The organism is Maribacter sp. 2-571 (genome assembly GCF_050589625.1).
Classification (GTDB): domain Bacteria; phylum Bacteroidota; class Bacteroidia; order Flavobacteriales; family Flavobacteriaceae; genus Pelagihabitans.
Genome location: NZ_JBNGOP010000007.1, coordinates 140,076 through 163,036, shown reverse-complemented (window position 1 = coordinate 163,036; position 22,961 = coordinate 140,076). Strand labels below are relative to the sequence as shown.

Annotated in this window: 21 protein-coding genes and 1 tRNA gene; 10 read left to right on the top strand and 12 right to left on the bottom strand. The window is 42.8% G+C overall.

All coding sequences use genetic code 11. The annotated features are described in order from the left end of the window. Positions 1-2: 2 nt before the first annotated feature. On the bottom strand, positions 3-524 hold the full coding sequence (locus ACRD7P_RS07500) for a 5' nucleotidase, NT5C type (RefSeq protein WP_430906924.1): 522 nt from the start codon (positions 522-524) through the stop codon (positions 3-5). Between the two features lie 195 nt (positions 525-719). Between ACRD7P_RS07500 and ACRD7P_RS07495 the strand changes: the two genes are divergently transcribed. Continuing rightward, the gene (locus tag ACRD7P_RS07495) at positions 720-1,811 is read left to right on the top strand and encodes a Gfo/Idh/MocA family protein (RefSeq protein WP_430906923.1); all 1,092 of its coding nucleotides are present in this window, start codon (positions 720-722) and stop codon (positions 1,809-1,811) included. A 100-nt stretch (positions 1,812-1,911) separates the two neighbouring features. After that, the gene (locus tag ACRD7P_RS07490; protein ID WP_430906922.1) at positions 1,912-4,224 is read left to right on the top strand and encodes an FdhF/YdeP family oxidoreductase; all 2,313 of its coding nucleotides are present in this window, start codon (positions 1,912-1,914) and stop codon (positions 4,222-4,224) included. Between the two features lie 186 nt (positions 4,225-4,410). On the opposite strand, the gene ACRD7P_RS07485 is transcribed toward ACRD7P_RS07490, so the two are convergent. Beyond that, the gene (locus ACRD7P_RS07485; protein ID WP_430906921.1) at positions 4,411-5,604 is read right to left on the bottom strand and encodes a hypothetical protein; all 1,194 of its coding nucleotides are present in this window, start codon (positions 5,602-5,604) and stop codon (positions 4,411-4,413) included. 354 nt (positions 5,605-5,958) lie between these two features. After that, positions 5,959-8,745: an excinuclease ABC subunit UvrA gene (gene uvrA, locus ACRD7P_RS07480; RefSeq protein WP_430906939.1), complete on the bottom strand. Its 2,787-nt coding sequence runs from the start codon at positions 8,743-8,745 to the stop codon at positions 5,959-5,961. A gap of 242 nt (positions 8,746-8,987) precedes the next feature. Here uvrA and ACRD7P_RS07475 point away from each other — a divergent pair, with 242 nt between their 5' ends. The 4 genes from ACRD7P_RS07475 (at position 8,988) to ACRD7P_RS07460 (ending at position 10,945) form a co-directional block, all read left to right on the top strand. Continuing rightward, entirely contained in the window at positions 8,988-9,569 is a 582-nt protein-coding gene (locus ACRD7P_RS07475; protein WP_430906920.1) for an RNA polymerase sigma factor, read from the top strand. A gap of 80 nt (positions 9,570-9,649) precedes the next feature. Next, positions 9,650-9,796 carry a hypothetical protein gene (locus tag ACRD7P_RS07470; protein WP_430906919.1) on the top strand — a complete coding sequence of 49 codons (147 nt, stop codon included), beginning with the start codon at positions 9,650-9,652 and terminating at the stop codon, positions 9,794-9,796. A gap of 350 nt (positions 9,797-10,146) precedes the next feature. Continuing rightward, positions 10,147-10,728, top strand: a complete 582-nt coding sequence (locus ACRD7P_RS07465) for an RNA polymerase sigma factor (protein WP_430906918.1) — start codon at positions 10,147-10,149, stop codon at positions 10,726-10,728. 73 nt (positions 10,729-10,801) lie between these two features. Beyond that, complete coding sequence (locus ACRD7P_RS07460) at positions 10,802-10,945, top strand: hypothetical protein (protein ID WP_430906917.1); 144 nt, start codon at positions 10,802-10,804, stop codon at positions 10,943-10,945. A 36-nt stretch (positions 10,946-10,981) separates the two neighbouring features. On the opposite strand, the gene ACRD7P_RS07455 is transcribed toward ACRD7P_RS07460, so the two are convergent. After that, positions 10,982-11,647, bottom strand: coding sequence for an endonuclease III domain-containing protein (locus ACRD7P_RS07455; RefSeq protein WP_430906916.1), 666 nt, complete (start codon positions 11,645-11,647; stop codon positions 10,982-10,984). Positions 11,648-11,702: 55 nt separating this feature from the next. Here ACRD7P_RS07455 and bcp point away from each other — a divergent pair, with 55 nt between their 5' ends. Continuing rightward, positions 11,703-12,155 carry a thioredoxin-dependent thiol peroxidase gene (gene bcp / locus ACRD7P_RS07450; protein WP_430906915.1) on the top strand — a complete coding sequence of 151 codons (453 nt, stop codon included), beginning with the start codon at positions 11,703-11,705 and terminating at the stop codon, positions 12,153-12,155. 41 nt (positions 12,156-12,196) lie between these two features. Here bcp and ACRD7P_RS07445 read toward each other — a convergent pair whose 3' ends face one another. Continuing rightward, entirely contained in the window at positions 12,197-13,678 is a 1,482-nt protein-coding gene (locus tag ACRD7P_RS07445) for a TonB-dependent receptor (protein ID WP_430906914.1), read from the bottom strand. A gap of 157 nt (positions 13,679-13,835) precedes the next feature. Here ACRD7P_RS07445 and ACRD7P_RS07440 point away from each other — a divergent pair, with 157 nt between their 5' ends. Continuing rightward, the gene (locus ACRD7P_RS07440; protein ID WP_430906938.1) at positions 13,836-14,600 is read left to right on the top strand and encodes an MBL fold metallo-hydrolase; all 765 of its coding nucleotides are present in this window, start codon (positions 13,836-13,838) and stop codon (positions 14,598-14,600) included. A 169-nt stretch (positions 14,601-14,769) separates the two neighbouring features. Next, positions 14,770-15,264 carry a hydrolase gene (locus ACRD7P_RS07435; RefSeq protein ID WP_430906913.1) on the top strand — a complete coding sequence of 165 codons (495 nt, stop codon included), beginning with the start codon at positions 14,770-14,772 and terminating at the stop codon, positions 15,262-15,264. A gap of 166 nt (positions 15,265-15,430) precedes the next feature. Here ACRD7P_RS07435 and ACRD7P_RS07430 read toward each other — a convergent pair whose 3' ends face one another. The 6 genes from ACRD7P_RS07430 to ACRD7P_RS07405 form a co-directional block, all read right to left on the bottom strand. Beyond that, positions 15,431-16,087 carry an alpha/beta hydrolase gene (locus ACRD7P_RS07430; RefSeq protein ID WP_430906912.1) on the bottom strand — a complete coding sequence of 219 codons (657 nt, stop codon included), beginning with the start codon at positions 16,085-16,087 and terminating at the stop codon, positions 15,431-15,433. 1 nt (position 16,088) lies between these two features. Then, positions 16,089-16,412, bottom strand: coding sequence for a hypothetical protein (locus ACRD7P_RS07425; protein ID WP_430906911.1), 324 nt, complete (start codon positions 16,410-16,412; stop codon positions 16,089-16,091). A gap of 83 nt (positions 16,413-16,495) precedes the next feature. Further along, positions 16,496-16,813 (bottom strand): hypothetical protein, encoded by a 318-nt coding sequence (locus tag ACRD7P_RS07420; RefSeq protein WP_430906910.1) that lies wholly within the window; start codon positions 16,811-16,813, stop codon positions 16,496-16,498. Between the two features lie 41 nt (positions 16,814-16,854). Then, a complete protein-coding gene (locus ACRD7P_RS07415; protein WP_430906909.1) occupies positions 16,855-18,111 on the bottom strand; it encodes a dihydroorotase in 1,257 nt (418 codons plus the stop codon). A gap of 88 nt (positions 18,112-18,199) precedes the next feature. After that, a complete protein-coding gene (locus ACRD7P_RS07410) occupies positions 18,200-20,125 on the bottom strand; it encodes a BatA domain-containing protein (RefSeq protein ID WP_430906908.1) in 1,926 nt (641 codons plus the stop codon). A gap of 113 nt (positions 20,126-20,238) precedes the next feature. Continuing rightward, positions 20,239-21,246, bottom strand: coding sequence for a glycosyltransferase family 2 protein (locus ACRD7P_RS07405; protein ID WP_430906907.1), 1,008 nt, complete (start codon positions 21,244-21,246; stop codon positions 20,239-20,241). A gap of 199 nt (positions 21,247-21,445) precedes the next feature. On the opposite strand from ACRD7P_RS07405, the gene ACRD7P_RS07400 reads away from it, so the two are divergent. Further along, positions 21,446-21,530: transfer RNA gene (locus ACRD7P_RS07400), tRNA-Ser, on the top strand. Between the two features lie 373 nt (positions 21,531-21,903). Here ACRD7P_RS07400 and ACRD7P_RS07395 read toward each other — a convergent pair. Further along, a complete protein-coding gene (locus tag ACRD7P_RS07395) occupies positions 21,904-22,764 on the bottom strand; it encodes a GIY-YIG nuclease family protein (RefSeq protein WP_430906906.1) in 861 nt (286 codons plus the stop codon). Positions 22,765-22,961: the final 197 nt, after the last annotated feature.

Below are 22,961 nucleotides of genomic sequence, written 5' to 3'. Positions count from 1 at the left end.
TTCTACAATAGCTTTTGGGCCACTTCGGTCCAATCGTTTGCCCTCGCGTGTCCATCGCTATTGCTGTTGTGCGGCGAACTGAACAGTAGCGTGTCTCCCTCAAAACGGTCTAAATTATAGCTGCGGTCGTCAATCAGCACATCTCCCCTTAGAATGTGTTTATCCCCACATAAAATCCTGTTTTTCCAGTGGATAAAAGGAAAGTACCGATCGAGCCATTCCGATTTTTCTTGAAGGGAGTTGGGAAATTGCATGGCCGCCGAAGCGATGAAAAGCTCGTGTTTTTCGTTTATCTCCCGAAGAACGCTAATACTGTCCTTGATGGGGGTAAGGTCCTTAAAAAACCCAGGGCGACGCGCGTGGTTCCGAATGCTTTTTTGGTGTATTTCCGGCACACATTGCCATACTTCTTTTCCCATGCAGTCCGATACTTGAAGGGTTCCGTTAAACTCCCGGTTGTAAATTTCAATATGGGCGCCGTAGGTATCGGCAATAACCTCATCCATGTCAACAAAAATGGTCATACAGTCACAATTTGGAACGAAGAAAAGGAATAAAAACGGAAAATGGAAGAAGCTCCCGTGCAACCTTCGATAATCAGGTAATTTTCAAAGGATGGTTGATTTTTACAGGAAGACCATCCCATCCTTATTTTTCAGCGGCATTTTATTGACCATAATTTGGCGCGAAAATCGTATTTTCCAGATTAAACTAACGCAATGGACAAAAACCGCAGACATTTTATTCAAAAAACGGGCATATTGGCCACTGCGACCGGTTTGGCCCCACAGCTGTTTTTCGCAAACACTGATCGGACTTTGGACAAATTGGGCGTGGCATTGGTCGGTTTGGGGTATTATAGCACCGAGGTGCTGGCACCGGCCCTGCAATTGACCAAACATTGCAAGCTTAGGGGAATTGTTACGGGAAGTCCTGAAAAAGTGCCCCTTTGGCAAAAAAAATATGGAATTGCCGATAAGAACGTGTATTCCTATGACAATTTTAATACCATAGCCAACAACCCGGATATTGACGTGGTCTATGTGGTATTGCCTCCCGGTCTGCATGCGGAATATGCCATAAAAGCCGCAGAAACCGGCAAACATGTATGGTGCGAGAAACCAATGGCGCGGACCGTAGCGGAGTGTGAGGCCATGATCCAGGCCTGTAAGGAGGCCAAGGTAAAATTGGCCATTGGTTATCGTTGTCAACACGATCCAAATGTGCAATTCTTTCAAAAAATGGGAAAAACAAGGCCCTTTGGACTTCCAAAAATTATTTCATGCACGGCCGGTTATGTAGATCTGCGTACCGATCATTGGAAACAAAATAAAAAGCTCGGCGGTGGGGTAATGGGCGATATGGGGGTGTATGCCTTACAGAGCGCACGTATGGTTACCGGCGAGGAACCTATAATGGTCTCCGCCCAAGCGTCGACTACCCGTCCCGAAATCTACACCGAAGTAGAGGAGACGATGTCCTTCCAGTTAACCTTTCCGAGTGGTACGATAGCTTCCTGTCAAAGCAGTTTTGGAACGCGCACCAATAATTTGCACGTGGCCTATGAGAAGGGCTGGCTTAAAATGGACCCGCACTCGGCCTATAGTGGAAATAAAGGAAAATTGTCGGATGGAACCCTAATCGATTTTCCATTGCCAAACCAACAAGCGGCACAAATGGACAACGATGCACGGTCCATAATTCAGGATACCCCGATGCTGGTACCGGGAGAGGAGGGGCTTCAGGACATTCGTGTGATAGAGGCCATTTACAGGGCTGCCGAGAACAACTGTTCGGTAGCGATACCATAAACGGTTTTGGTCGTAGATCAAGAACGGAAACGAAAGTATGCGACAATAACGCAATTAATACCATTTCAAAGTTAAAATGATATAAAGGTATTTTTAAGGGATGAAACAAAAGAAAATAAGGAACGTATCGGCACAGGGACCGGAACGTTTTACCGGAATACGGCTAAAGGAACCCATGGATTCGGCCGCCGGGGTGCTTGGCGTAAAAGAGGCGCTACGGCATGGATTTAAGGAAATGGGCGTGCTCAAAGCAATGCGGGCACTACTGGAAATGAATCAGAAAGATGGTTTTGATTGCCCTTCCTGTGCTTGGCCCAATCCCGAGACCCCTTCAAAAGTGGCCGAATATTGTGAAAATGGGGCCAAGGCCCTGGCCGATGAAGCTACTTCAAAACAGATAGGAAGATCCTTTTTTGCAAACAACAGTGTAGCGCAGTTATCGTTGTTAAGCGACTATGAGCTCAACCGGTTCGGAAGGTTGACCGAACCTATGGTACTGCGGCCGAACAAGGAACATTATGAACCCATTTCATGGGACGAAGCTTATGACTTGATCGCTTCGGAACTTCGTTCGCTCGATTCGCCCGATGAAGCTATTTTTTATACCTCGGGCCGGTCTAGTAATGAAGCGGCATACCTGTACGGCATGTTTGCCCGTGCCTTTGGCACCAATAATATGCCCGATTGTTCCAATATGTGCCATGAGTCCAGCGGAATGGCACTTTCACAGACGTTGGGAATCGGTAAGGGGTCCATAAAGCTTGAAGACCTTTATCATGCCGAAGTCGTAATCGTCGCCGGTCAAAATCCGGGAACGAACCATCCGCGAATGCTTTCGGCATTGGAAAAGTGTAAACAAAACGGGGGAAAGGTCATTAGCATCAATCCTTTACGGGAGGCGGGACTCGTCAATTTTAAAAACCCTCAAAAGGTTTCCGGTTTTATCGGTAACGGAACGGATTTGGCCGATCTTCATTTACCAGTTAAAATCAACCAGGACATTTCCTTAATGAAACTGGTACTGCAAAAGTTGTTTGCCCTGGATGCCATAAACAAAGCGGTTTTTGACCATGACTTTATAGCTGCCTATGTCGATGGCTATCAAGAATTGAAGCACGACCTGTCGCGTTATACGCCGGAAACCCTATTGGCCGATTGTGGTGTATCCGAAGCGCAGATCGATACTATGGTAGCGATGCTCGCGGGTAAGAGCAAAATCGTGGTCTGTTGGGCCATGGGCCTTACACAACATAAAAACGGGGTGGAAAACATACGGGAATATGTGAACCTATTGTTGCTAAAGGGTGCTATCGGTCGCCCCAATGCCGGTACCTGTCCCGTACGCGGTCATAGTAACGTGCAGGGAGATCGTAGTGTAGGAATCATGCATTTTGTGAATAAAGACTTGAACGAACGTATCGAAAAACACTTAGGCTTCGATCCACCCACTGAAAAGGGGGTTGATACCGTAGGCACCCTAAAGGCAATGTATGAGGGCGACTGTAAGGTCTTTGTATGCTTGGGCGGAAACTTTCTGATGGCGGCATCGGATACCGAATACACCGCGGCGGGATTGCAACGGTGCCAGCTTACGGTTCAGATCAGTACCAAATTGAACCGTACCCATTTGGTCACGGGAAAAACGGCCTTGATATTGCCCACTTTCGGTCGGTCCGAGAAGGATATGAAAAACGGTACCCCACAATACCAAACCATGGAAGATAGCATGGGAAGGGTGCAGCGTTCCCGGGGAATATTAAAACCCGCTTCGGAGCAGTTAAGGGCCGAGCCCCAAATTATTGCGGCTCTTGCCGACACCTATTTTAATGGAGATCATCCGGTGCCTTGGAAAGCGATGGGGGAGGACTATGAATTGATTCGCAAAAGTATCGATACCGTTATCAAAGGCTTTAAGGATACTGCAACCCGTTCGAAGGGAAATGGATATTACCTTCCCAACAATGTGCGTGAACTCGATTTTAGCAAACTGAAAAACGGAAAGGCACAGTTGACCGTAAACCGGATTCCGGAACACGATTTAATGCCCGACGAGTTGCTGTTGATGACCATTCGTTCCCATGATCAGTTCAATACCACTATATACGGCCTGGACGATCGGTACCGGGGCATTTATAACGAGCGGAGAGTTGTTTTGATGCATCCCAGTGACATGCACAAACGCAAGCTCAAGGAAAAAGACGTGGTACACCTATTCAGTTCCTATGGGGGCGTAACACGGATCGCCAAACGGTTTTTGGTGGTTCCCTATGAAATACCGCAAGGGAATATTGCGGCATATTTTCCGGAAACCAACGTGCTGATACCGCACGACCAATATGCCGACAAGAGCAATACGCCCATTAGCAAATCCATAAAGGTCACCATTGCTATTGCCGAGCGTACAAACGGTTGATGCTAGCGTTAAGGACCATGGGAAACTGACGCTACTCCGGTTTTCTCGTTCCGTGCCGTATTGAATGATAGTTTTAGTGCAGTAATCCAAGGGCCTGTTCGAATTGGTACAACAAAAAACCTCCGCAGTGGACGAATCCGCTACGGAGGTAAACAACTAACCAACCTAAAAACTATTTTAATACTGTTACTGTCTTCTTACACTTCTGCCACTTGATCTTGAACTGGTAGCTCTCGAATTTCTTGAGACGGTGCTTCTACTTTTTGTGGCATTCGAAGAACGTTGGCTCCTTTGGGCCGTACTTCGTTTCGGTGCTTTGTACGTAGTTCGACTTCTGGTAACCGTTGTGCTTCTTGGTGTCCTGGTCACGGAGCGCGTGGCTACGGTATTCCTTTTGGGCGCCTTGGCAATGTTGTTGGAACGTGTTCTTGTCCCTTGTGTGCGGCCTACATTGGCACTTCCTCTTTTAATAGTACTCCGTTGTATCGTTTTACCACGATTCCCCGAATTGCTTCGCACGGTGCTACTGTTTCCTCTGGCCCTTGTTGTGGCCCTACCATTGTTGACAGCGCTACGTACATTTCGGTTTTTTTGAACGGCCTTATTGTTTCTGGCAACACTGTTTCGTGCCCTAGTGGTCGTACGATCCATATTTCGGTTACTTCTTCCTACATCACCACGTCTAACGTTATTACGTACGGCAACCCTTTTGTCGTTCCGGTAGATGGAAGCGCGCTCCCTACGTACCGAATTGTAACGGTGTTCCCTACCGATCTTCGCATACGTTCTTCTGGTATTATAGCGATACGGGTTGTAATACGTATATCGAACCGGGGCGTAATACCTTCTATAAGGTCGGTTGTACACGAGGCAAAAACCTACCGCCGGTCTGGCAAAAAATGCGTGGAAGGGACGGTATACATAAACCCTGTTGTAGGTGTTGATGAACCCTCTATGGTAATCATAAAATCCACGGTTGTTATAATAAACATACATTCCACCAAGACTTCGAACCCTATTGTTGCGGTAACGGATATCGACATCCCCGATTTGGGATACCCTACCGTAGTAATCGTAAAACACGGGAACGTTTTCTACTTGTATTACGGCTCCATAATCGTCATACTGGGCGTACGGGCTATAATCAAACCCGGAATTCATGGTTAGCCCATTTCTACGTCCCTGAACATGGGACTCTATATAAAAATCAAATTCACCATCGGGATATACTGAAAACGTAACACCATTTTCTACGAAAATGAAGGAGTTGTTGAACCTATAAGCATTGCGTTCTGCAACCTTATTCTCTAATGTACTGTTAGCCATGATACCACTGGTACCAAATATTAAGGCTGAAAAAAGAAGTACGAGCTTTTTCATGATATAAGGTTTTTGGACCTGCCGTCGGCAGGTGGAATTCTGAATGGAATTATTCACATTCGATTAAGATATACCAAACAGCGTGCCAAAAAATAGTGATAATATTTAAAAATCTGAAAATCAGTTATTTAAAACAAAATTAAAACTTTTAAGATGTATTGGAGGTCGCTATAGGTTTTCATTGCTGCAGTAAATACAGCGCATTTTTGGAGATAGCTATGGACATTTATCCACTGTTCTGATAGCAACGGGCAGCACATGCAAATTACGTTGGGCACCGGTAAGAGGTCACTATCTAGGGAGTATTGTGTAAAAGTCTCTTTCGCGTGGAACTGGGGTTTCATAAAAATGACATCAGTTACGCCTCAACTTTTCCTTTAAATATTGTGCCGTGTAAGATTTTTTGTTCTTTATAATTGCTTCTGGGGTACCCTCGGCCAGCAATGATCCGCCCTTATCTCCCCCTTCCGGGCCCAAGTCTATAATATAGTCGGCACATTTGATCAACTCTATATTATGTTCTATCACTATAACGGAGTGGCCTTTATCCATCAATGCGTCAAAAGATTTCAACAGTTTTTTAATATCATGAAAATGAAGTCCGGTAGTGGGCTCATCAAAAATGAACAAGGCCTTGTCCTTTGTAGTGCCTTTTACCAAAAACGAAGCCAGTTTGATCCGCTGTGCCTCGCCACCGGAAAGGGTAGAGGAGGATTGCCCCAATGTTACGTAACCGAGCCCTACATCCTGTAAGGGTTTCAGTTTTCCCGTTATCTTTTGCTGTTGGTGCTCTTGAAAGAAATCGATGGCGTCGTCAATGGTCATGTTCAACACATCGTCTATGGAAGCACCGTTGAACGTTACCTCCAAAACTTCCTTTTTGAAACGCTTTCCACCACAGGTATCACATTCCAGATGTACGTCGGCCATAAATTGCATTTCTACAGTAATCTCTCCTTCGCCCTTGCATTTTTCGCAACGGCCGCCATCTACGTTAAAGGAGAAATGTTTTGCTTGGTAGGCCCTTATTTTACTGAGTTTTTGGGAAGCGAAAAGGGCCCTGATGTCGTCATAGGCCTTTATATAGGTTACGGGATTGGAGCGGGACGACCTCCCGATAGGGTTTTGATCGACAAATTCAATATGTTTAATGTGGGCGTATTTGCCCTCTACGGCCGTAAATTGCCCCGCCTTTTCACCATACCCGCCAACTTCCTTTAGCAGTATCGGATACAGCAGTCGCTTTACCAATGTACTTTTTCCACTTCCCGAGACTCCGGTAATTACGGTAAGCATATTTAGGGGAAACGTAACGTCGATATTTTTAAGGTTATGTTCCCGTGCCCCTCTTATGGTAATCTGATGTTTTGATGTTCTTCTTTTTTCGGGAACTTCGATTTCTTCGGTACCGTTCAAATATTTTGCGGTCAACGATTGGGTTTTCAATACCTCTTCATAGCTTCCGTCCGCCACAACTTGGCCCCCGTTCGTTCCGGCTTCCGGACCTATGTCGATCACCCGGTCGGCGGCTTTCATTACATCTTCATCATGCTCCACTACAATTACGGTATTACCAAGGTCGCGAAGCGATTTTAATACCTCGATCAGGTTTTCGGTATCTTTTGGGTGTAAACCTATACTGGGTTCGTCCAAGATATACATACTTCCGACAAGACTGCTCCCCAGTGATGTGGCAAGGTTGATGCGTTGACTTTCGCCCCCCGATAAAGTATTCGATTTTCTGTTCAGCGTAAGGTAACCGAGCCCTACTTTAAGTAAAAAACCGAGCCTGGTGTTTATTTCCTTCAAAAGTCTTGAGGCGATCAGGTTTTCGGTCTCGGTCAATTGCAATGTTTTAAAAAAGCCGATAAGTTCTTCAATGGGCAACTCTACTAAATCGGAAATGGCCCTGTCCTGTACTTTTACATAATCGGTCTCTTCGCGCAAACGGCGACCCATACAAGCGTTACATCTTGTTTTGCCCCTGTAGCGCGACAACATTACCCTATTTTGAATTTTATAACTTTTCTCTTCAAGGGTGGTAAAAAATTTATCAAGACCAATAAAATGGTCGTTTCCTTTCCAGACCAATTTTTTCTGCACCTCGGAAAGTTGAAACCAAGGTTTGTGAATGGGAAAATCAAATTTGTATGCCGCATTGACCAATTGGTCCCTATACCACCCCATGCTATCACCCCTCCAGGGAAAAATAGCATTTTCGTATACGGATAGTGCGGTATTGGGCACTACAAGATCTTCGTCAATTCCAATAACATCGCCATAGCCTTCACATTTGGGGCAGGCACCATAAGGGTTGTTGAAACTGAACAAATGAACATTGGGTTCCAGAAAGGACATGCCGTCCAATTCGAAATTTCGGCTAAAGGTAACCTGTTCCGCATTGGAAAGCGCTTCAATAATACATTCTCCCTTTCCTTCAAAAAAAGCGGAATCGATGGCATTGGCCAAGCGATTGTAAAAGTCTTCATCGTCCTGTGTAATGATCCGGTCCACCACCAAATGAAAAGAACGTCCGATATCTTTTGGAGCCGATTCGATACGTAGAATTTCACCTTTGTATTTAATTCGGGCATAACCTTGTTTGGCAAGCAATTGTAGGGACTTTACGGGGTCTCGCTCTTTATCGATATGAATCGGGGCCAGCAATAGCAATTTTATACCGGAATCATAGCTTTTTACATGATCGATCACGTCGCTTACCGTATGCTTTTTTACTTCTTTACCGGATATGGGGCTATAGGTTCGTCCAATTCTGGCGTACACTAGTTTTAAGTAGTCATATATTTCGGTGGTAGTGCCTACCGTAGAACGCGGATTGGTGGAGTTTACCTTTTGTTCTATGGCTATGGCGGGGGCGATACCTTTAATATAATCGACTTTTGGTTTGTCCAATTTTCCCAGGAACTGTCTGGCGTAGGACGATAGGCTTTCCACGTACCTTCGTTGACCCTCCGCATAAAGGGTATCGAACGCCAAACTTGACTTTCCGGAGCCCGAAAGCCCGGTAATCACCACTAATTTGTTTCTTGGGATAACAACATCTATGTTTTTTAAATTGTGCAATTTGGCACCTTTAATAATGATGTTGTTCTTGGGGTCGACTTCGGTTATTTCCGGCATTTTTATACTCATGGGCGCAAAGATACGATACCCCGAATTGTAACCCAAGGATGTCGTTTTACCTATCAATTTTTCACAGACTTATACAGAAATTTGTCGGTTGTATTTAATTTTTTCTATATTTGGTACTAATAAAACGTTAAACGCCTATAGCAAAAAATTACTTTTTTAAAATTCTAGGAATAACCTAAAGACCTTCTACCCCAGGTAAGGTCGTTGTTTTAACCAAAAAAGTAATTGTTATGGATGTACTTATCGACGATTCCCAACTCATTAGAAATTATATTGAAGGTGATGAAAGGGCCTTGGCCACTTTAATCAATCGCCACAACCAACGTATAAGCGGCTTTATATACTCCAAAGTCAACGACCGCGATATTACGGAAGACATTTTTCAGGATACCTTTATTAAAGTAATCCGCACCCTAAAACGGGGAACCTACAGTGAGGAAGGAAAGTTTTTGCCCTGGGTAATGCGTATTGCCCACAATTTGATCATTGACCATTTCAGAAAAACTTCCAGGATGCCCATGTTCGAGGGAAGCGATAGTTTCAACATTTTTTCTTTTGTGAGCGACGATCGCTTGAACATTGAAAAGAAAATGATCAAAGAGCAGATCGATTGCGACTTGAACCATCTTATAGAGGAATTGCCGACGGACCAAAAGCAAGTGTTGTTGATGCGTATCTATAAGGATATGAGTTTTAAGGAAATTTCGGAGATAACCGGTGTAAGTATCAACACTGCCCTGGGCAGAATGCGCTATGCCTTGATCAACCTTAGGAAGATCATTGAGAAGCACAACATAGTTTTAACGAATTAATTTACCACAGGTCGAACGGATAAATGAAATAGTACTTATATGGCGTTATCAACAGGAACGACATTATTATTTAAGATTTTATGGAAGATATTTACGTGAATGACGATACTGCATGTAGGTTGGTAAAAACCAAAAAGGAACGACTGCAGTTCCTGTTGGATTATTCTAAAAGCCTTTATATCGAAGAGACGGCAAACGGTTTGGTATTGGAGAGTTGCAAGAATTGAATTCGGATATAAAAAGTAGGGCCCCCGTACACACGGGGGCTTTTTTTTGGCCCTAAACCAAAAAACCAGGTATTTCATAGATGAAACAATACCGTTCGTCGATGTTTTGAGATTTCCGCCGAACGTGATATTCTCGATTAAATTGTGTTCAAATTATCCAAACAGGGATTTCACATCAAAAACCAGTGGTTTGACAACAATGTTTTTACAGAACATGGGGTATTGTATAGTTTTAGGTCATAATTAAAAAACAAAGCTGGTATCGATACGATAACAGTTTGAGCAACCAAACAAAGACCAACAAAGCTTACTAAATCAAAATCATCTACTTAACCAAAAAACTTGATCGTATGGAATTTCAAATTGAAGACTCAGTATTAGTAAACAACTTTATCAGTGGAGACGAAAAAGCATTGGAAATTCTGATCAACAGACATAACCAGCGAATATCCAGTTTTATTTATTCGAAGGTGTTGGATAAGGATGTTACGGAAGATATTTTTCAAGATACTTTTATAAAGGTCATCAAGACACTAAAAAAAGGTTCCTATAGCGAAGAAGGAAAATTTTTGCCATGGGTGATGCGCATAGCACATAACTTGATCATCGATCATTTCAGAAGAAACAAAAGAATGCCGATGTTCGAAGGAAACGAGGATTTCAATATTTTCTCGGTAATCGGTGATGATAAGTTAAATGCTGAAAAACAATTGATTAAAGATCAGATCGATAGTGATCTTAGAAGTCTGATCGACGAACTTCCCGACGATCAGCGAGAAGTACTTTTAATGCGTATTTATAAGGATATGAGTTTTAAAGAAATATCGGAAAACACCGGGGTGAGCATCAACACCGCTTTGGGACGTATGCGTTACGCTTTGATAAATCTTCGAAAAATCATTGAAAAAAACAACATTGTACTAACCAACTAAAAGAACTCTTCGGGAGTAAAACAATATTTTTATATTGATGGCGTTATGGTAATATAACTATACGATCATCAATATGGAAAAAACTTACGCAAAAAACCAAGGAGATTGTGAACTCACTAAGGCTTGTCCGGAAACTGTGAAGTTTCTATTGGATTATTCCAAGTCGTTACATATTGTAAAATATGATGGAGTGCGTTTTGAGAACAACTTGAATTAAAAGAACTAGTACCTGTGTACTACTGAAAAAAGCCCGTTATTTACGGGCTTTTTTTAGTTTATGGTATGCATTGATTACCGTTTTTCTACCGATCGTTTTTGTAATCACGTCCTTGTCCAGATTCCATCCTCTGGCAGGACTGTATTCCCGACCATACCAAATAATCTGTAAATGTAGGTCGTTCCAAATTTCTTCTGGAAAAAGGCGTTTGGCATCCCGCTCGGTCTGCACCACGTTTTTACCGTTTGAAAAGCCCCACCGGTACATTAATCTATGAATATGGGTATCTACCGGAAATGCGGGTATACCGAAGGCCTGCGAAACCACTACACTTGCCGTTTTATGGCCCACCGCCGGTAGTTCTTCCAAAAGATGGATTTCTTTAGGGACCTTGCCATCGTGTTTGGCGATCAAGATTTCCGATAATCCATGTATGCCCTTCGATTTCATTGGGGAAAGACCAACGGGGCGTATGATATCCCTAATTTCTTCCACGGTAAGTTTTACCATTTCATAGGGGTTGTCCGCTTTGGCAAACAATAACGGGGTAATCTGATTTACCCGTACATCAGTACTTTGAGCGGACAATAGAACGGCAATCAATAGGGTATAGGGATCTTTATGGTCCAGTGGCACAGGAATTTCAGGGTAGTACTCCCGTAATGTCTTTATTGTGAAGGCAACCTTTTCGGCTTTGGTCATTTTTGTTTAATTTTACGACGAAAATAATAAACACAAATTTAAGTAATATAAACGCATGAATACACTAAAAATAGGGGACACCGTTCCTGAGTTTTCCACCACGGATCAAGACGGAAATACTGTTAAACTTTCCGATTATAAAGGAAAGAAATTGATCGTTTTCTTTTATCCCGCTGCCAATACCCCCGGTTGTACGGCCGAAGCCTGTAATTTACGGGACAATTATGCGGCCTTACAGGAGCAAGGCTACGAGTTGTTGGGGGTAAGTGCCGATTCCGAAAAAAAGCAGTCCAATTTTAAGAAAAAGTATGACTTTCCATTCCCTTTATTGGCCGATGTCGATAAAACGGTAATCGAAACTTTTGGTGTATGGGGCCCAAAGAAATTCATGGGAAGGGAATACGACGGAATCCATAGAAAAACCTTTGTAGTCGATGGAGATGGAAAAGTAACGAAGGTTATCGACAAAGTAAAAACGAAAGACCACGCCGCGCAACTGCTCGATTGAGCCATAAAAGCGATAAGGTAACGGAAACTGCCGCTAAGAAATTATTTCTTAGCGGTTTTCTTTTTGGTATCCTCTTTTTTTTCGGGCAGTTGTTTTCTGGTAAACAGCTTGTTGTTTTTAATCATTTCCGCGATTCCTTCGGGAAGCATTTCTTCCCAACCACCTTCTTCGTTCATAATTTTCTTGAGAACGTCACGCGAGAAAATGTGCATGATTTCGGGGTCGTAGTCGATAATGTCCATCACCTTGCCATTGTACTTGAAAAACTTGTACAGTTCTTTCATCCGCGGGTGCACTTTTACGTTGTTACTGGTCATTATCTGACCGGTCTCCGTGTTCTTCATCGGATACAGATATACCTGTAAGTCTTTGAAAAACAGCTTTCCAAAGGCTTCAAGAATACCACCGCTCAAATTGCGGTAGTACTTTTCATCAAAGATGTCGACCAGGTTATTGACGCCCATGGTCAGCCCTATTTTCTCTTTGGTATAGTTGTTAAAATACTCTACCAGCTTATAATACTCCTGAAATTTTGAGATCATTACCGTTTGGCCCAAAGAGCATAACAGCTCCGCACGATCCATAAAATCTTGTTCATCGATTTCTCCCGAGGCCCTAAGGTTGCTCAAGGTTATTTCAAAAATGATGATCGTTTTTTCTTCATTTACCGATGGGTCCCTGATAAAAATATCATAGGATTTGTGAAACATATCGGTATTGACCTTGGTAACGGGCCGAAAACTACCGCGCATGGCCAAAATATTTTTCTTGTATAGTTCTGCCGCCGGCAACAAGTTGTTTCCGTCCGGCCCGAACATTACTGCATCCGTCATGTTGTTGCGTATGAGCTGAAGGCTCATAAGGCGGTTGTCCACATTTTTAAAGTTCGGCCCTGAAAAATTCACCATATCGATTTCTATGGTATCCTTATCGATGTGGTCGTAGATGTAACGAAGCAGTTTACGCGGCTTGTCATACTTGTAAAAAGCACCGTATATCAGGTTTACGCCAACAGTTCCCAAGGTTTCCTGCTGTAATCGCGCCTCATTTTGTTTGAAACGGATGTGAAGGATAATTTCGTCGAATTCTTTTTGGCCAGGTTCCAATTGAAACCGTATGCCAACCCAACCGTGGCCTTTATAGCGTTTTGAAAAATCGATGGTCGCCACCGTATTGGCATAGGAAAAAAACAATCGTTCCGGGTGTTTCTCCCTACTAATACGCTCTTCCATGAGGTTCATTTCATGGGCCAACATCCGTTTTAATCGGGCTTGGGTAACATATCTTCCGTCTGCCTCTACACCATAAATGGCATCGCTAAAATCTTTATCGTAGGCGCTCATCGCCTTGGCGATGGTACCCGATGCACCTCCTGATCTAAAAAAATGTCTTGCGGTTTCCTGACCGGCGCCGATCTCCGCAAAACTGCCATAAATATCGGGATTAAGGTTGATTCGTAAGGTTTTTGCCTTTATGGAGGGAATGTTTTCAAACGAGGTGTCCCTTTTTAGAACTGAAGCCATTGATCGTTTTTAGGTTTTCGAGCCGATAGTGGACAGCACCCGATTTTTCGGGTACTGACGCAGCTTGATTTGATTGTACAACGCTAAACAAAGTTAAGAAGTTAAAAACATCTTTTAACAAATTATGTTATAAATTTGGTATCACATGAAGTCAGGTTTGAAAATTACATTTTTGGGTACGGGAACCTCTCAAGGGATCCCTATAATCGGGAGTACCCATCCGGTTTGCCTGAGCAAGGACCCCAAGGACAAACGACTTCGCGTATCCGTAATGATTTCATGGGGCGACTACAATTATGTAATCGATTGTGGTCCCGATTTTAGGCAACAAATGTTGACCCACAAGGTATCCCGGTTGGACGGCATACTGTTTACCCATGAGCACGCCGATCATACGGCAGGTATCGATGATATTCGCCCTTTTTTTTTCAGACAGGGCGATATACCCATATATGCCCATAAAAGGGTAGTCACCGCATTGGAACGCCGTTTCGACTATATTTTTGCAAACGAAAACCGGTACCCCGGCGCCCCGGCGGTCGCCATACACACAGTAGTACCCAACGTCTCTTTTGCCCTAGGCAACAAAACGGTAGTACCTGTAGAGGCCTATCACAATAGGTTGCAGGTTTTTGGTTATCGGATCGGTGGCTTTACCTACCTTACCGATGTTAAAAGCATGGCCGATGATCAGTTGGAAAAAATAAAGGGTTGCACGGTATTGGTAGTAAATGCGTTGCGCCAAGAGCCCCATCATTCGCATTTCAATTTGGAAGAAGCCCTTGACTTTGTAGAAAAGGTAGGCCCAAAGGCCGCGTATTTTACCCATATCAGCCATCATTTAGGGTTTCATGAGGAGGTAAGCCGTAGTTTGCCCGAACATGTGCATTTGGCCTATGACAATCTGGTCATCGAAGTTTAGAGATAGGACGCCGTCTAAGTTGTATACAGTACCAGTACCGGAAACTAAGGCTTTTAGATCATTATTATGGTGCGAAAGGCGAAATTTATAGGCATTAGAAAAACGTAAGACACGTTCGATACATACTAGGGTTGTCATCCCTTCGTTTATTATTTTAAAACCCATTATTTTGAAGCACAAAATTTTCCTTTACCTATTTATTTTTGCGGCCCTTATCGCACTTTACCTGTTTGTTAGCGGAGGTAAGATGGCCGATGTCAAAGACCAAAAGATTCAAGCGCTACGAACGGAGGTACAGCAGTTAAAGGATTCGGTGCAGAACGCTCAATTAAAGGCGTTGGACATGCAATATTTTTCGTTGGAAAACAATGATGATGCGCTTGCCTATTACGACCATTTACAGCTGCAAGACCCGGCCCGTTATATTGCCGATAAACTTCTGGAAACCAATGAGTCCAAAGGCGATAATCCATTGATTCCATATGAGGGGATGGAAAGCGATTTTAAGCTGAACAGAATAAAGTTATTGAACCATAAATGGATCATTGCCGATTTTTCGGATGGAAAATACTGGGGGGAAATACGGCTTAAGTATGAGCTGAAAGATGATTTAGGGGTCGATTTTACGCTTATGGACCATTTGCTATATACACGTAGCAACTAATGCCATTTTAACTTTGAAATAGCACTAATAAATGGTTTCTTTTTCAATTATTCTTCGTTGAGAAAAATAACCGTAACTGCCGCTATGCTTAGGTTTTTCGCCTTGAATACCTAAAAAACAATTCAATTTCTATACGTACCATTTCAAAGTTAAAATGGTATAAGGCTTATCGTTTTAACAGCCAGTTTTTAAAGGAGTTTAAATTTTGCGGTGAAACGCCGTGGCCTACGGGAAACTCTTCATAAACGTGAGGGATATCCAATTGTTTTAGAAAAGGGGATATGCGCTGGGCCCATTCGGGTGGTATCACCTGATCTACCTGACCATGGGAGGCATAGATGCTTAAGTTGGAATGATCTTTCCCTTTGTAGTCCGGTATCAGTATGTCCTCATTGATGTAACCGCTCAGCCCGACGACCGTCCTTATTTTTTCGGGGTAGGAGAGTGCCACGGAATAACTGAGAATGGTCCCTTGGCTAAACCCCAGTAAGGTTACCCGAGTATCATCCAAATGATAGGTCCGGCAGGCCTCTTCGATAAAACCGATTATTTTTTCCCTAGAGCTTATGGCTTGTTTGTTATCGCTCCATTTGCCCTGTTCCGCATCAAAATTTATGGCATACCAGGCATATCCGAACGGTTCCATTGCATATGGGGCACGTGCCGATATGACCGTGTGATCTTTGGGCAATTCGGATGCAAAGGAAAAAAGATCTTCTTCATTGCTTCCATACCCGTGAAAAAGAAAAATTACCGGAGCCTTGTCCGTTGTTGGGTCCGATGGCCTTATGAGATGGGTTAAAGATAAAGGGGCTGTGGTCATACTATGAAATAAAAGTGAACCATTTTTGAAACAGGGGACCCAGTACGGGTACGGTACTTTTTTTATCGGTAAGGGCAGCTATAAACCCATAGCCCCAGAGGACAATATAGCAGATATATAGGCCGTACCATGCATAGGCATTGAACCACTGGCTTAAAAAAATGGCGAAACCTAAAAAAAACAGATGCAGACCGAATGCTTGGCGAATGTGAAAACGGGCGAAATCATGTTTTGGTTCGGAATTCATACTTATGGCGATCAACGCCCCTACCATCGTTAGGTACGCTACGATGGCCGTTGTTTTTCCCGTTTCTTCTTTACCCATGGTACAAAGTTAGCGGAACCTAAGGTATTCAACAAAAAAAGGAGGCCTAAGAGGTCTCCTTTTTTCAATGAATTGTTTTTAGGTTATCCGCCGATAGTACCGATTACAGGTACCGGTTTGGCCTTTAGGTTAATGGCATTCACCAATCCCAAGATCCACAGTACAAGTACCGCAAGGCTTATGATCGTAGAAACGATCGCTATGGAGGCGGGCAAAAATGCCGCTAATACGGAATTCGCAAGGCCCAAGATCGAAATTCTCAAGGACTGTCCGATATGGAATTTTGCAAATTCGTTTTTCTTGTCATTATTCATAAAAAAGGCTATTAATAGTCCTATAAGGGTGATATAGGCGATAATAGCGATTGTTTTACCTTCTTCTTTTACTGATTGTTCCATCATGATACTGTTTAGGGTTGATTATTAGTTAAACTCGAAAAATACTAAATTATTACGTGCTCCCTATTGATTATTCCTAAAACATTCCCTTTAAGCACCTGATTTTTAAAGGCATTGTTCCTAGAGGTGCTTTTTAAGGGGGTGTTTCCCACCTCATTTATCGTATGGGGGTCAAATAGCGTAAAGTTCGCCGGCGTATCGGTTGCAAAAGATGGCAAAGGTATACCATACCGTTCGCGACCTTTGGTCAACAGCGTAATGGTAGTATCCAGGTCAAAAATTTGGTTCAAGATACCGAAGGCCGATTCCATTCCCAGGGTACCATAGGCCGCATGGTCGAACTCCACACGTTTTTCTTCAATGGTCAGCGGGGTATGGTCTGTGGTAACGTAATCGATCGTTCCGTTTTTAAGCCCCTTGATCAGCGCTTTGGTATCGTTCGCTGTACGAAGCGGTGGCATTACCTTATAATCGGTATCAAAATCGGAAAGTACCGTATCGTTGAACCACAGGTGGTGAACGGTGGTACTACAGCTTACATCCAATCCCTTTTTCTTCGCCTCTGCAACTAGTTTTACTCCTGCAGCGGTGGTTATCGTGGGGATATGCAACCTACCTCCCGTATATTCCAAAATAGAAAGGTCCCTTGTTATCTGCAAGGTCTCCGCCAAGGACGGAATTCCCTTTAGGCCAAGTGTTGTAGAAACCGCTCCCTCGTTCACCACCCCTTTTCCCGCAATACTGGTATCCAAGGGAAAGGAATAGACCAGGCCGTTAAAGTTTTGGGCATACTGCAATGCAATTTTAAGCAGGTTTGCATTGGTGACCGGTTTCCTGAAATCGTAGAAGCCTACTGCTCCATTTTGGTGTAGATCAAAGAGCTCCGCCAAATGTTCCCCTTCGGAAAGGTTGGTCAGGCACCCTAACGGATGCAAGGCAGTACCCTTGAGCCTTCCTGCATTTTTTACGTAAACAATATCGGAGCCGCTATCCGGTACCGGATAGGTATTGGAATTCAATACAACATCCGTAAATCCGGATATACTTGCCGTATCCAATCCATTGGCTATGGTTTCCCTGTCCTCATGGCCCGGCTCCCCAAAGGAGACCCCACTATCGAACCAACCTAAGGAAACATGAAGATCGCTAAAACGTATTTCTTTTGTTCCTTTGTTTGGAGCGGTAATATTGGCGGCAATTTTGGCAATACGGCCATTGGTCACTAAAATATCCCTTTTCTTAAGGTGCAGTTCCTTTTGTGCAGGGGCTATTATTTTAGCGAATTTTATAAGTACGTTCATATCAAGTCGAGAAACGGGAAATCATTTTTATAGAAGGAATACCACATCACGTGCACTATCGTTCCGTAAGTGCGACCACATCCATTTTTCACGATTTTATAAATTTTTGGATGAGTACCTCCAGCAATAAAAATACCATTGCGAAAATAACAAACCATTTCCAAAGCTCGGTAATGCGATTGTCTTTTTCCATGTTTTCAAATAATGTGGCCACTTCCGTATTTTTAGAATCGGCACGAACATCCCTTAGGTCCAAATAATTCAAAGTACTTTCTTTACGGGAATGGTTGAAGCTTAATTGTCCCAAGGTCTTTATATTATCGGTTATGGCGTATATGCCATCTTCGGGAAGCGTTTCATCAAAATACAAGCTTACCTTGTTCGCCTGTGCCCGTTGTTGCGGAATCAGTTCTCGTGTCGTTTTTTGTAGCTTTACAATATTGTCCTTTACCAGTTTCGCCTGAATATCCACCGAAACATTTTGTTCCATAAGGTGATATATCGCTGGCGAACGAAGGCTGAACATTCCAATGTTATAGAGTGTGGGTACGATCAGTGGCGACCCGATAAAGTTGGAATTCTCCTCATTGATCGCTCCGGAAAAAACATATTTCCCGCCATCGCCCACTAAAAAGGGACTATTATCCTGAAAAGAGAGCAATCGTGGCGCGGTAGTCTTCATTTCATAGGACGATCCTACGGTTGGATGGCTAAAATTGACCACTTTCTTTTCAAATACATTTTTGTACAAAGGATGGGTAAAAGCGATGTTCGTTACTAGTTTGTCCGAACTGATTTTTTCTAAGATTGCTGTGGAAAAGTAGTTGGCCAGTAGCTCATTATAACTTGGACGGTCAATATCGTCGGCCGGTATGAGCAAAAAATGCCCACCCTCCTCCACAAATGAAGATAGATTTGTTAACAGTGCCGTTGGAATAGTGGACAGTTCGTTTAAAATGAGTAGATTTTGAGAAGATATCGCCCCGTAGTTCAAGCCCGAAAGCGGGACCGATGTCAACGTAAACTCGTCCCTCGTATAAATACGGTTTAGAAACTTTGAGGTTGACGCCCCTATGGAAAGTACCTTTATCTTGGGCGTCTCATCGACATTAAAGTACAACCGATTATCATAGGAAAGTCCTGAATCGCTTACTTCCAATTTCCCCTGTATCGCATTGTCGGTCGGTAATGTAAAAACGACCTTTGCTTTGCGGTCGTCGGTAAAGGCGGCAGCCGTTTTTGCGATAAGGGTATCCCCATTAAAAAGAGATATCGGAACGTTTTCCGTTGCGTTGTTGGCCGACAAAAGGGTAACCAATTCCGCACTTTCATTTGCATTGTTGACGATATAGGTAGAATCGATAGAAATGTTTTTCACATCGTCCGGAACCATTTGTACCAAATGTAATCGAATAGCGGACAGGGAGTCCACATTCATTGAGGCAAACCGGTTTTGAAAATCGGAGATGACGATGAATTCCTTATCGGAAACCTCCTGATCGGAAAAAAAGTTGTTGGCCCTGGCATATACCTCGGTAAAGTTCAGTTGTTTTGAACTAAACGTCTCCTCCAGTAAACGGTTTTGAATATCTGAAATGGTAACATTGCGATAAACGGTACTATTGGTGAACAAGGTAAAGCGAAGTTCTTTTGGAACGGCAGCTATCAAAGACTGTACGGCCTCCCTCATAAGTGTATTGCCTTCTTTTTTGGCCTGCATGCTAAACGAATCGTCCAGATAAATGACGGTGTCTTTTGGTTTTAACGCACGCTTTTCGGCATAAAACGGTTTTGCAAAGGCGATAACGAGGGCCGCCAATAGGGCCAAACGCGTTAACAATAACAACCATTTTTTAAGTGTTCGGCTGCGTCTGGATTCCGATACTACTTTTTTAAGAAACTTAACGTTGGTAAAAGGGATTTTTCTAAAGCGTTGTAGCTGAAACAGATGGACAATTATCGGAACGAGTAAAAGAAGTAATCCCCAAAGAAGCCCTGGATATTGAAACTGCATTTCCTGATAATGTATAAACAAAAGTAGGAAATTCAAAAATCAAAGGTCCCTATTCGCAAACAAAAGATGAAAAAAAATGGAATGGACCGGTCCGTTCCTTTTATGCGGTCCGGTCAACAGAAAAAGAAAAAATCGCTGCCACTACGTTGATTACGTTCTGCAAAATAGTTTTGTATCATTTGTTGTGCTGCAGTATTGGCTACGGTGATAATGCTCTGTGGCTTTTCAAGTGTACCGAGTACGCCGTAGTGCAACATTTCTTTGCCATAGATGTCCTTACCGATTTTCTTCGGGTTATCACAAAGCCAATAGAAATATATGGCTCTGGCCAACAGTCCTTTGGCAATTTCCTTGCCTTTGTTTCCCGCACCCCAAATCGCCAATGGTCGGCACGGATCGTATTCTAACTTTAAAAAATAATGGAGCTTAATGTCGAGAAAATAATTTTGTGCGTAATGTGCGCTGGTTCGTGAAGTACGGCTGTCGTAATCCCGCCAGTAGTGTACCAAACGATCGCTTGGGATACACTTTAGTCCTTTTTCATAAAATCGAAAGGTGAGGTCATAATCTTCGGGGTACCGGTTTGGCGCAAATGCCCCACAGGCATCAAGATCTTCTCGATAGCTCATCCAAGCAGGGGAGGGGATAACACATTCCTTGTAGATCTCGGTGTAGTTGGTACCCTTCGCCGTAAGACCGTTCAACCAGGTCTGATAGCGTTCATAACCATTACTGATGCCCCGATCCGAAAAGTATTGAACAATGCCAACGGCGACATGCCCCTTGCCATATTTCTTTAACGAACCGACCATTATTTCCAATTTATCATAGGTCATGATATCGTCAGAATCCATACGGCTGATCAGGAGCCCCGTACTGTTGGCATAGGCCGTTCGAAGTGCCTCGATAATCCCATTTCCTTCATTTTGAAACAACTTGAAACGGGCATCCTTTTTAACAAAACCGCTAACAACGCGTTCGCTTTCATCAGTGGAATGGTCGTTAATCGCGAGTACTTCCCAATTACGGTAGGTTTGGGTGTAAATAGAATCCAAACATTCCTGTAAATATGCCTCGGTATTTTTAAAGGGGATTAGAATACTGACCTTAGGTTCCGTCATAAAGGCAAGATAACAAATGGGGCCAAAACAAACGTGATGCACCGTAACAAGTAGAAATATCTTTTTAAACGATAGGCGTGCCCCAGTGTCTGATGCTTTATTTCTCCAATAAATTACCAAAAGGTTTTAGGGAATAGAAAAACCTTTCTATATTTGCATCCTCTTAGGCAGAAATGCCGGGAATACGCAGACCGCGTCAGGAGGAATGGCAGAGTGGTCGAATGCGGCAGTCTTGAAAACTGTTGAGGGTCACACCTCCGGGGGTTCGAATCCCTCTTCCTCCGCTTTAAAGAAATGCTTCGCGACGTAGTCGCGGAGCATTTTTTGTTTTATGGAAACCAAGAGCAAAGCTCTTGAAGTTGGATTAAAACAAAAAGTGGTCCTGGGCGATAGCCCGAAGCATTGGTTCAAAGTATTGGATTCCCTTCTGGGACGCACGAAGTGAATCCCTCTTCCTCCGCAGAAACCCCATGAATATAATTCATGGGGTTTTGTTTTTATGGTTGACAATGTTGTTGTATTTAACTTTCCAAAAGTTGGTTCTTTTGCACAAATTTACCTGATATTCAATTCAATGATCATTCTTGAAATAGGGCCCGGTACAACTGTAGCAATAAGTTTTATTTTAATGAGTATTCGAACTTTGTGATTAATATATCACTTATCTTCTATTAGTTTTTTTTCCCAATCTTTATAGGTCATATCTGTCCCTTTTAACTTCCAATATTTAGGTCCCGATATGGGCGTTCCTGTTAAATAGCAGCCTGCCGTTGATGGGCTTGTTGTGGGATAATCTTCCATTACCACTAATTGCCCGTTCTCAATTTTAAAAATTCCTTTTTTTATTAGCGCTTCTCGCTTTTCCTTTAAACCTTCAAAAAGCGATGGACTAACGCTTTCTTTTCCAATAGAGCCTCTTTTTATAACAAATAAATCGTCTTGGAGATAGGCTTCTCCGGTGACATACTTATTGTTCATTTCAAACGCAATTACAGCTTTAGTTTTGTCTTGTTTTGCGACAATAGGTTGTAAGATAGTGACACCGGTAGCGGGCAAAATAAAAGAGATATTTTCTAAAAAAACTTCCATGTCACTAATGTCCGGTCTTGGTAAAGTACCTGTATAATCGTGTAAAGATTTTACATTTTCCAAATCATAAAAGGATTTTGTAATAAGTTGACCACACCGATGTTCTAAATATGAGCAATGTGTTTTGGTAAGATTAAAATCCTTGGTTTGCACTAAAATAAGTTTATCCCAAAAATCTTTTTTATCATCGTGGTCTTTAAGCCGTTTGATACCGTTCATGGTTTCGCCAACGTATACCTTTTTTTCTTCATCTGATACTAAAAAGTAAATACCGGCTCTATCGATACCTTCCATTTTGTACAATTCGGGTAAAGCGGTTCGCGGCGCCACAATAACAAAACCTGTCCAGTTAATCATTTCGGCGTTAATTATACCATGATGATTCCCTTCTTCAAAAAATAACTTTACCGTTTTTCCTTTTATTGTCATGACCTGTTTCTAAATAGTACCATTTTAACTTTGAAATAGCACTAATAAATCGTTTCTTTTTCAGCTGTTCTTCGTTAAAAAATATAACCGTAGCTAAGGCTATGCTTATATTTTTTGCCTCGAACAACTAAAAAATAATTCAATTTCTATACGCGCGATTTCAAAGTTAAAATGGTATAAATATTTTTTTTCTACAC

Bases quoted from the DNA above. Each gene is read 5' to 3' on its own strand.
- ACRD7P_RS07500 (WP_430906924.1), bottom strand. From the start codon at position 524: ATGACCATTTTTGTTGACATGGATGAGGTTATTGCCGATACCTACGGC.
- ACRD7P_RS07495 (WP_430906923.1), top strand. From the start codon at position 720: ATGGACAAAAACCGCAGACATTTTATTCAAAAAACGGGCATATTGGCC.
- ACRD7P_RS07490 (WP_430906922.1), top strand. From the start codon at position 1,912: ATGAAACAAAAGAAAATAAGGAACGTATCGGCACAGGGACCGGAACGT.
- ACRD7P_RS07485 (WP_430906921.1), bottom strand. From the start codon at position 5,604: ATGAAAAAGCTCGTACTTCTTTTTTCAGCCTTAATATTTGGTACCAGT.
- uvrA (WP_430906939.1), bottom strand. From the start codon at position 8,745: ATGCCGGAAATAACCGAAGTCGACCCCAAGAACAACATCATTATTAAA.
- ACRD7P_RS07475 (WP_430906920.1), top strand. From the start codon at position 8,988: ATGGATGTACTTATCGACGATTCCCAACTCATTAGAAATTATATTGAA.
- ACRD7P_RS07470 (WP_430906919.1), top strand. From the start codon at position 9,650: ATGGAAGATATTTACGTGAATGACGATACTGCATGTAGGTTGGTAAAA.
- ACRD7P_RS07465 (WP_430906918.1), top strand. From the start codon at position 10,147: ATGGAATTTCAAATTGAAGACTCAGTATTAGTAAACAACTTTATCAGT.
- ACRD7P_RS07460 (WP_430906917.1), top strand. From the start codon at position 10,802: ATGGAAAAAACTTACGCAAAAAACCAAGGAGATTGTGAACTCACTAAG.
- ACRD7P_RS07455 (WP_430906916.1), bottom strand. From the start codon at position 11,647: ATGACCAAAGCCGAAAAGGTTGCCTTCACAATAAAGACATTACGGGAG.
- bcp (WP_430906915.1), top strand. From the start codon at position 11,703: ATGAATACACTAAAAATAGGGGACACCGTTCCTGAGTTTTCCACCACG.
- ACRD7P_RS07445 (WP_430906914.1), bottom strand. From the start codon at position 13,678: ATGGCTTCAGTTCTAAAAAGGGACACCTCGTTTGAAAACATTCCCTCC.
- ACRD7P_RS07430 (WP_430906912.1), bottom strand. From the start codon at position 16,087: ATGACCACAGCCCCTTTATCTTTAACCCATCTCATAAGGCCATCGGAC.
- ACRD7P_RS07425 (WP_430906911.1), bottom strand. From the start codon at position 16,412: ATGGGTAAAGAAGAAACGGGAAAAACAACGGCCATCGTAGCGTACCTA.
- ACRD7P_RS07420 (WP_430906910.1), bottom strand. From the start codon at position 16,813: ATGATGGAACAATCAGTAAAAGAAGAAGGTAAAACAATCGCTATTATC.
- ACRD7P_RS07415 (WP_430906909.1), bottom strand. From the start codon at position 18,111: ATGAACGTACTTATAAAATTCGCTAAAATAATAGCCCCTGCACAAAAG.
- ACRD7P_RS07410 (WP_430906908.1), bottom strand. From the start codon at position 20,125: ATGCAGTTTCAATATCCAGGGCTTCTTTGGGGATTACTTCTTTTACTC.
- ACRD7P_RS07405 (WP_430906907.1), bottom strand. From the start codon at position 21,246: ATGACGGAACCTAAGGTCAGTATTCTAATCCCCTTTAAAAATACCGAG.
- ACRD7P_RS07395 (WP_430906906.1), bottom strand. From the start codon at position 22,764: ATGACAATAAAAGGAAAAACGGTAAAGTTATTTTTTGAAGAAGGGAAT.